Origin of the sequence: Sulfuricaulis sp. (assembly GCF_041499725.1) — a bacterium.
Taxonomy (GTDB): Bacteria; Pseudomonadota; Gammaproteobacteria; order Acidiferrobacterales; family Sulfurifustaceae; genus Sulfuricaulis.
Genome location: NZ_JBGQKW010000109.1, coordinates 1 through 6,922 on the forward strand (window position 1 = coordinate 1; position 6,922 = coordinate 6,922).

General features: G+C 64.0%; 6 protein-coding genes and 1 pseudogene. 5 read left to right on the forward strand and 2 right to left on the reverse strand.

Going from position 1 to position 6,922, the window contains the following annotated elements; translation table 11 throughout:
- A partial coding sequence (locus tag ACC569_RS13340) for an MOSC domain-containing protein (RefSeq protein ID WP_372524025.1) occupies window positions 1-461 on the reverse strand: 461 nt, incomplete at its 3' end.
- 85 nt (window positions 462-546) lie between these two features.
- Here ACC569_RS13340 and ACC569_RS13345 point away from each other — a divergent pair.
- The 4 genes from ACC569_RS13345 (at window position 547) to ACC569_RS13360 (ending at window position 6,435) form a co-directional block, all read left to right on the forward strand.
- Entirely contained in the window at window positions 547-942 is a 396-nt protein-coding gene (locus ACC569_RS13345) for a hypothetical protein (protein WP_372524026.1), read from the forward strand.
- Between the two features lie 63 nt (window positions 943-1,005).
- The gene (locus ACC569_RS13350) at window positions 1,006-2,247 is read left to right on the forward strand and encodes a TolC family protein (RefSeq protein ID WP_372524027.1); all 1,242 of its coding nucleotides are present in this window, start codon (window positions 1,006-1,008) and stop codon (window positions 2,245-2,247) included.
- Window positions 2,244-3,140 (forward strand): efflux RND transporter periplasmic adaptor subunit, encoded by an 897-nt coding sequence (locus ACC569_RS13355; protein ID WP_372524028.1) that lies wholly within the window; start codon window positions 2,244-2,246, stop codon window positions 3,138-3,140. The genes ACC569_RS13350 and ACC569_RS13355 overlap by 4 nt, the downstream gene beginning before the upstream one ends.
- 163 nt (window positions 3,141-3,303) lie before the next feature.
- The gene (locus ACC569_RS13360; RefSeq protein WP_372524029.1) at window positions 3,304-6,435 is read left to right on the forward strand and encodes an efflux RND transporter permease subunit; all 3,132 of its coding nucleotides are present in this window, start codon (window positions 3,304-3,306) and stop codon (window positions 6,433-6,435) included.
- Window positions 6,436-6,437: 2 nt separating this feature from the next.
- Here ACC569_RS13360 and ACC569_RS13365 read toward each other — a convergent pair whose 3' ends face one another.
- On the reverse strand, window positions 6,438-6,677 hold the full coding sequence (locus ACC569_RS13365) for a sulfurtransferase TusA family protein (protein ID WP_372524030.1): 240 nt from the start codon (window positions 6,675-6,677) through the stop codon (window positions 6,438-6,440).
- A 68-nt stretch (window positions 6,678-6,745) separates the two neighbouring features.
- On the opposite strand from ACC569_RS13365, the pseudogene ACC569_RS13370 reads away from it, so the two are divergent.
- Window positions 6,746-6,922 (forward strand): annotated as a pseudogene (locus ACC569_RS13370) (transcription elongation factor GreB); the annotation flags it as partial.

A 6,922-nucleotide genomic window follows, 5' to 3' on the forward strand; every position in this document is an offset into this window, starting at 1 on the left:
ACCCTGCCCTCTTCCAGCACGCGCAGATAAAAACCGGTGCGATTGGCTGATGTGAAACGCGCGGGAAAAACTCTGTCGCCCATGCGAATGCCAAGCTTGAAGCAGGGTGTGCGCGGCTGCGTCACCTGCACTCGTGCCCCGCCGATTTGGAAAACATCACCGATACTTACCTCATCCTCCAGAAGCCCCTCGGTGGTGAAATTTTCCCCGAACTGTCCGTGGGAAAAATCATGGCGCCCCAGTTCCCCGGCCCAGTAGGCGTAGTGCTCGAACGGATACAGGTACACGGCCTTGTCGGCCCCGCCGTGCACTTGCAAGTCCGCCTGGCCGTCGCCCGCCAGATTCAGGCGCCCCAGCCACAGCGGCCCGGCGACCGGGGCCTTGAAAATGCCGGTGGTAATCGCCTGGTCGCCATGAAGAATTTCACGCGGGAGGCCGACATTGATCGAGATCAAAGTCATGCCAATTACGTTCGGGGATAGTCGGTTCATATGACGGTTCATAAAGACGTATACGACGTCTCAGCCAAGGGCTAAACTATAAACCATGATGCACTGGTTCCGTCGAAAACTGAAGCCGATCGCCCGTGGCCTGCTGGCCACGATCGCTTCGCTGTGGCTGGTCGCGGGCGCGGCGCCGTGCGTCATGGCGCAATCCCAGCCGATGAACCATGCCTCCGTGCACTGCCCCATGCATGACGGCAGCATGAACATGGACGCCGACGACTGCGGTCCGGTCGCGGCGGTGAGCTGCCAGATGCCCGATATCAACTCACCGGCAACCGTTGCATTCGGCGACATGGCCGTGACGCCGGCGCTGTTGACCGTACTGCCCATTGCCGTCGCGCTCCCGGATAACAGCATCTCTCCGCGGCGCGATTTCTTCACGCCGGATTTCCCGGCACCACCGCTTCACATTCAACACCTCACGCTGATCTTGTAGCTCTCTCCCGCGCGCGTCCGCGCGTCTGTCGTTTTTTGTTCACGACTTGCAAGGAGAGATTTCATGTTCGTTTCCAATTTGTCCCGCTGTGCGGGAATAGTGTTCATCCTGATCACCGGCATGTCCGGAGCGTTCGCCGCCCCGGAACTGACGCTGGCCGAGACCGAGCGCCTGGCCCTCGAACAGGCGCCGTGGCTCCAGCATCATCTCACCAACGCCTCTGCCGCCGCCGAGCGCGCGGTATACGAAGGCCGGCTGCCCGACCCGCAGTTGACGCTGGGCCTGGCTAACGTTCCCACGGACTCCTATCGTCTCAACCGCGAAGACATGACCATGACGGTCGTCGGCGTGCGCCAGGCGTTTCCGCCGGGCAAAACACTGAAGCTCAAGACCGAGCGCGCGGAAAAGGAACTGGCGCGCGAGCAGGCGCGGGTGCAGATGGAGCAGCGCAACCTGCTGCGGCAGGTGCGCCAGGCCTGGCTCGAACTCTATTTCCAGGAACAGTCGCTGCGCACGCTCGACGAGTCGCGGCGGCTGGCGCAAAAACAACTGGAGTCGGCCGAGGCGCGCTACCGCGCGGCGCAAGAAACCCAGCAGTCGGTGCTGAGATCGCGCCAGGCGCTGGCGCGTGTGGACGAGCGCGCGCCCATGATCCGGGCACAGAGGCTGCGCCTGCAGGCGCAACTGGCGCGCTGGATCGGCGACGCCGCCTACCAGCCCCTGCCCGCCGAATTGCCGGTGCTGCCGGAAGCGCCCGGCGCATTCGATTACACGCATCATCCCGAATGGATCGCCACCCAGACCATGCTCGACGAGGCCCGCGTCGAGGTCGAGATGGTGCGCCAGGAATACAAGCCGGGCATGATGGTCGACGTCTCCTACGGTTTCCGCCGTCCGATGCCGGACGGCACCGAGCGTCCCGACCTGCTGAGCGCCATGGTGACGCTGGACCTGCCCGTGTTCCGGAACAAGCGCCAGGACCGCAAGCTGGCCGAGAAACAGACGATGGAAGCCGGCGCGCGTTTCGAGCTCGACGACAAGCGGCGCGAGCTCGAATCCATGGATCGTTCGCTGCGTGCCGAACTCGACGGCCTGACCGAGCGTGAAAAGATTTTCGCCGAACGGCTGATCCCCGCCACCCGCCGCGAGGCCCAGGTCACCGTGGCCGGTTTTGCGCGCGATCAGTCGGATTACCGCGACGCGCTCATGAGGTCGCTCGATGCCGAACTCGAATACCTGCGCCTGCGCGTGGATCGCACCAAGGCGCAGGCGGAACTTCTGTATCTCACCGGAGAACAGTCATGAAAAACAAAAACCTCGTTATCGCGGTGCTTGGCGTCATTCTGGCGTTGTTGGCCGCTGTCGAAGGATGGCGCCTGTTCACCGCCGGCAAGCAGCCCGCGGAAACCGCGGGCAACGGCGCCGAACGCAAGGTGCTCTACTGGACCGATCCCATGGTCCCGGGATACCGCAGCGACAAGCCCGGCAAATCGCCGTTCATGGACATGGACCTGGTGCCAGTTTACGAGGAAGAAACCGCGGCTTCCGGCGCGCCCATCGTCACGGTGCGTCCGGAAATCGTGAACAGCCTCGGCGTGCGCACCTACCGGGTCGAACGCGGCGTGCACACGCGCGAGCTCGCCGCCCAGGGCTACCTGTTCCAGGACGCCCGGGGCATGCACGTGCTGCTGGATATTTTCGAGCGCGGCGCCGGCTGGGTGCGGACCGGCATGTCGGCGGTGGTGCTCGTCCCCGACGCGCCGGGACGCCGCTGGGAAGGCGTGGTGGAAAGCGTGAGTTCCGACGTGGACATCGGCGCGCGCTCGATCAAGGCGCGTGTGCTGGTCCGGAATCCCGGCGAGGCGCTCAAGCCGAACCAGTTCGCCGACGTCGTCATCCAGGGCGCGCGTCTCGACAGCCAGAAAATCATGGTCCCGCGCGAGGCGCTGATCCGCACCGGTCGCCGCAACGCCGTGGTCCTCGGTCTTGGCGGTGGACGGTTCCAGCCGGTCGAGGTCGAGATCGGCGAGGAAGCTGGCGACTGGATCGAGATCCGCCGCGGCGTGAAGGAAGGCGACACCGTGGTGGTTTCGGGCCAGTTCCTGATCGATTCCGAAGCCAGCGTGCGAGCCAGTTTCCAACGCATGGAATCGAAACCGGAGGAGTCGCATGCCGATCATGAGGGAAAGAAGCCATGATTGTCGCCAACGTTCGTTGTCTCCCCCTCTCCCCTTCTTCCCGCCGGGGCGCACAACAATCGTGTGCGCCCGTTCGGCGGCACGATGCGACGTTAAGTCGCTTCGTGCCTAACCCGCCTCACCTCCCACTAATGCGGGAGAGGGGGAATAGGAAATACACCCCATGATTGCTGCCATCATCCGCTGGTCGATCCACAACCGTTTTCTGGTGCTGCTGTTCACCGCGCTGCTCGTGGCCGGCGGGATTTATTCCGTCAAGCACACGCCGCTCGACGCCATCCCCGATCTCTCGGACGTGCAGGTCATCATCCAGACTAGCTACCCCGGCCAGGCGCCGCAGGTGGTGGAAGACCAGGTGACCTATCCGCTCACCACCGCCATGCTGTCGGTGCCGGGCGCCACGACCGTGCGCGGCTTCTCCCAGTTCGGCGAATCCTTCGTGTACGTGCTGTTCAAGGACGGCACCGATCTCTACTGGGCGCGCTCGCGCGTGCTCGAGTACCTGAGCCAGGTGCTGCCGCGCCTGCCGGCCGGCGCGCGGCCGGCGCTCGGGCCGGACGCCACCGGCGTCGGCTGGGTGTACGAATACGCGCTCATCGATCGCAGCGGCCAGCACGACCTGTCACAACTGCGCGCGCTCCAAGACTGGTTCCTCAAGTACGAATTGCGCACGGTGCCGGGCGTGGCCGAGGTGGCTTCCGTCGGTGGCATGGTGAAGCAGTATCAGGTGATCGTCGACCCGGCGCGGTTGCGCGCGTTCCGGCTGACGCTGGAGCAGGTGCGCACGGCAATCGAGAACGCCAACCACGAAACCGGAGGCTCGGTCATCGAGATGGCCGAGGCCGAGTACATGGTGCGCGTGCACGGCTATATTCAGGGTGAAAAGGAACTGCGCGCCGTGCCGCTCGGCGTGACCTCGTCCGGCGCGCCGATCCTACTGGAACACGTCGCCGACATCCGCCTCGGTCCGGAAATGCGGCGCGGGATCGCGGAACTCAACGGCGAGGGCGAAGTCGCGGGCGGCATCATCGTCATGCGCCACGGCGAGAACGCGCTCGCCACCATCAACGCCGTCAAGGCACGGCTGGAAAATCTCAAGAAAACCCTACCCGCCGGCGTGGAAATCGTGCCGGCCTACGATCGCTCGTCCATCATCGAACGCGCCGTCGGCAATCTGCGCGGAACGCTGATCGAGGAATTCATCGTGGTCGCGCTGGTGTGCCTCGCGTTCCTGTATCACCTGCGATCCTCGCTGGTGGTGGTCATCACGCTCCCGATCGGCATTCTCGTGAGCTTCATCGTCATGAAGCACCAGGGCATCAACGCCAACATCATGTCGCTCGGTGGCATCGCCATCGCCATCGGCGCGATGGTGGACGCCGCCATCGTGATGATCGAGAACGTGCACAAGCACATGGAGAAGGAAACCGTCACCGATGAAAACCGCTGGGCCATCATCCGCACGGCGACCGAGGAACTGGGCGCACCGCTTTTCTTTTCACTACTGATCATCACTTTCAGTTTTCTGCCGGTGTTCGCGCTCGAAGCCCAGGAGGGCCGCCTATTCGCCCCGCTCGCCTTCACCAAGACCTTCGCCATGGCCGCAGCCGCGGGACTTTCGATCACGCTGGTGCCGGTGCTCATGGGTTATTTCATCCGCGGGCACATCCGGGGCGAACTGGAAAATCCGCTGAGCCGCTGGCTCATCAACGCTTACCGGCCGCTGCTGAACGGCGTGCTGGCGCGGCCCGGAACCGTGCTCTGGGTGTCGGCGTTGCTGGTCCTGGTCAGCCTCTATCCGGTGATGAAAATCGGCAGCGAGTTCATGCCCGACATGGACGAGGGCGACATCCTGTACATGCCCACCACCCTGCCGGGACTGTCCTCGGGCAAGGCGCAGCAGATTCTGCAGCAAACCGATCGTATATTGAAAACCTTTCCGGAAGTGAAAAGCGTGTTCGGCAAGGCCGGACGCGCGGAGACGGCCACCGATCCCGCGCCGCTTTCCATGTTCGAAACCACGATCCAGCTCAAGTCCCGATCCGAGTGGCGGCCGGGCATGACCACGGAAAAACTCATCCAGGAGATGAGCGCCGCCACCGCCTTTCCGGGACTCTCCAACGCTTTCGTCATGCCGATCAAGACGCGCATCGACATGCTCACCACCGGCATCCGCACGCCGGTCGGTCTCAAGGTCGCCGGTCCGTCGCTCGCCATGATCGACGCCATCGGACGGGACATCGAAAAGGCGATCCGTTCGGTTCCCGGCACCGTATCCGTCTACTCCGAACGCGTTACCGGCGCGCGTTACGCCGACGTGCGCATCGATCGTTACCGCGCCGCGCGCTTCGGACTGAACATCAGCGACATCCAGGAAGCGGTAGCGATGGCCGTGGGCGGGATGAACGTCACGGAAACCATCGAGGGGCGCGAGCGCTATCCGGTGAATCTCCGCTACCCGCAGGAAATCCGCGACTCGGTCGCGCGCCTGCGCGCGCTACCGCTCGTGACCATGAGCGGCATTCAGGTCGCGCTCTCGGAAGTCGCTGACGTCCGCGTCGTGGACGGCCCGGACATGATCCGCAGCGAAAACGCGCGCCTCTCCGGCTGGACTTACATCGACATCCGCGACCGCGACGTCGGCTCCTACGTCGCCGACGCGCAGCGGACGGTGGCGGAAAAGGTGAAATTGCCCACGGGTTATTCGCTCCAGTGGACCGGCCAGTTCGAATACATGCAGCGCGCGCTTGATCGCCTCAAGCTCGTCATACCGTTCACCCTCGTGATCATCCTGCTGCTGCTGTATCTCAACTTCCGCAACGGCATGGAGGTATTGATCGTGATCGGCACCCTGCCGCTGGCGCTCGTCGGCGGTTTCTGGCTGCTTTACCTGTTGGGCTATAACCTGTCGGTGGCGGTCGCGGTCGGCTTCATCGCCCTCGGCGGCGTCGCGGTGGAAATCGGCGTGGTGATGCTCGCCTATCTCGATCAGGCGCTCGCGCGCCGCCGCACGGCGCGCGCGGCAAGCGGACAGACACTGACGCGCGAAGACGTGCGTGAAGCGGTCGTCGAAGGCGCGCTGCTGCGCATCCGGCCGGTGACCATGACTAAGGTCGCGATCATCGCGGCGCTGCTGCCGATTCTGTGGAGTCACGGCACCGGTTCGGAGGCCATGCAGCGCATCGCCGCGCCCATGGTCGGCGGCATGCTGAGCGTCGCGGTGCTGACGCTGGCGGTGATTCCGGCAGCCTATTTCCTGTGGCAGGCAGCGCGCGCCAAACGGAACGGGCGCTGAACTCAGGGGCGTTTGCGCACGTAATAACGGAACGTCTTGCCGTCATCCTCCATGCGCAGGAGTTTATGACCGGTGCGTTTGCACCAGGCAGGGATGTCCATGCGCGAGCCGGTGTCGGTCGAGATCAGCTCCAGCACCTCGCCCGGCTGCATGGTCTTGATCGCACGGTGGGCTTCGCGCAGCGGTCCCGGACAGCATTCGCCCGAGGTATCCACCGTCCGGTCAGGTTTATCCTGGCTCACAACACCCTCCCTATAGTCTTCACTATATTACCTCATCTTGCTGCCGGGGCCGGATATAATCCCGCGGCATGGGCCGAAACCGACTTCCTCAACCCAAGGGCTCTGCCTACATCACGCCGGAAGGCGCGTCGCGCTTGCGCGAAGAACTGGATTACCTGTGGCGCGTGAAACGTCCGCAGGTCACGCAAGCGGTGTCGGAGGCGGCGGCCCAGGGCGATCGCTCGGAAAATGCCGAATACATCTAC

Excerpts from the sequence above, each read along its gene's own strand:
- ACC569_RS13345 (WP_372524026.1), top strand. The coding sequence starts at position 547 with ATGATGCACTGGTTCCGTCGAAAACTGAAGCCGATCGCCCGTGGCCTG.
- ACC569_RS13355 (WP_372524028.1), top strand. The coding sequence starts at position 2,244 with ATGAAAAACAAAAACCTCGTTATCGCGGTGCTTGGCGTCATTCTGGCG.
- ACC569_RS13350 (WP_372524027.1), top strand. The coding sequence starts at position 1,006 with ATGTTCGTTTCCAATTTGTCCCGCTGTGCGGGAATAGTGTTCATCCTG.
- ACC569_RS13360 (WP_372524029.1), top strand. The coding sequence starts at position 3,304 with ATGATTGCTGCCATCATCCGCTGGTCGATCCACAACCGTTTTCTGGTG.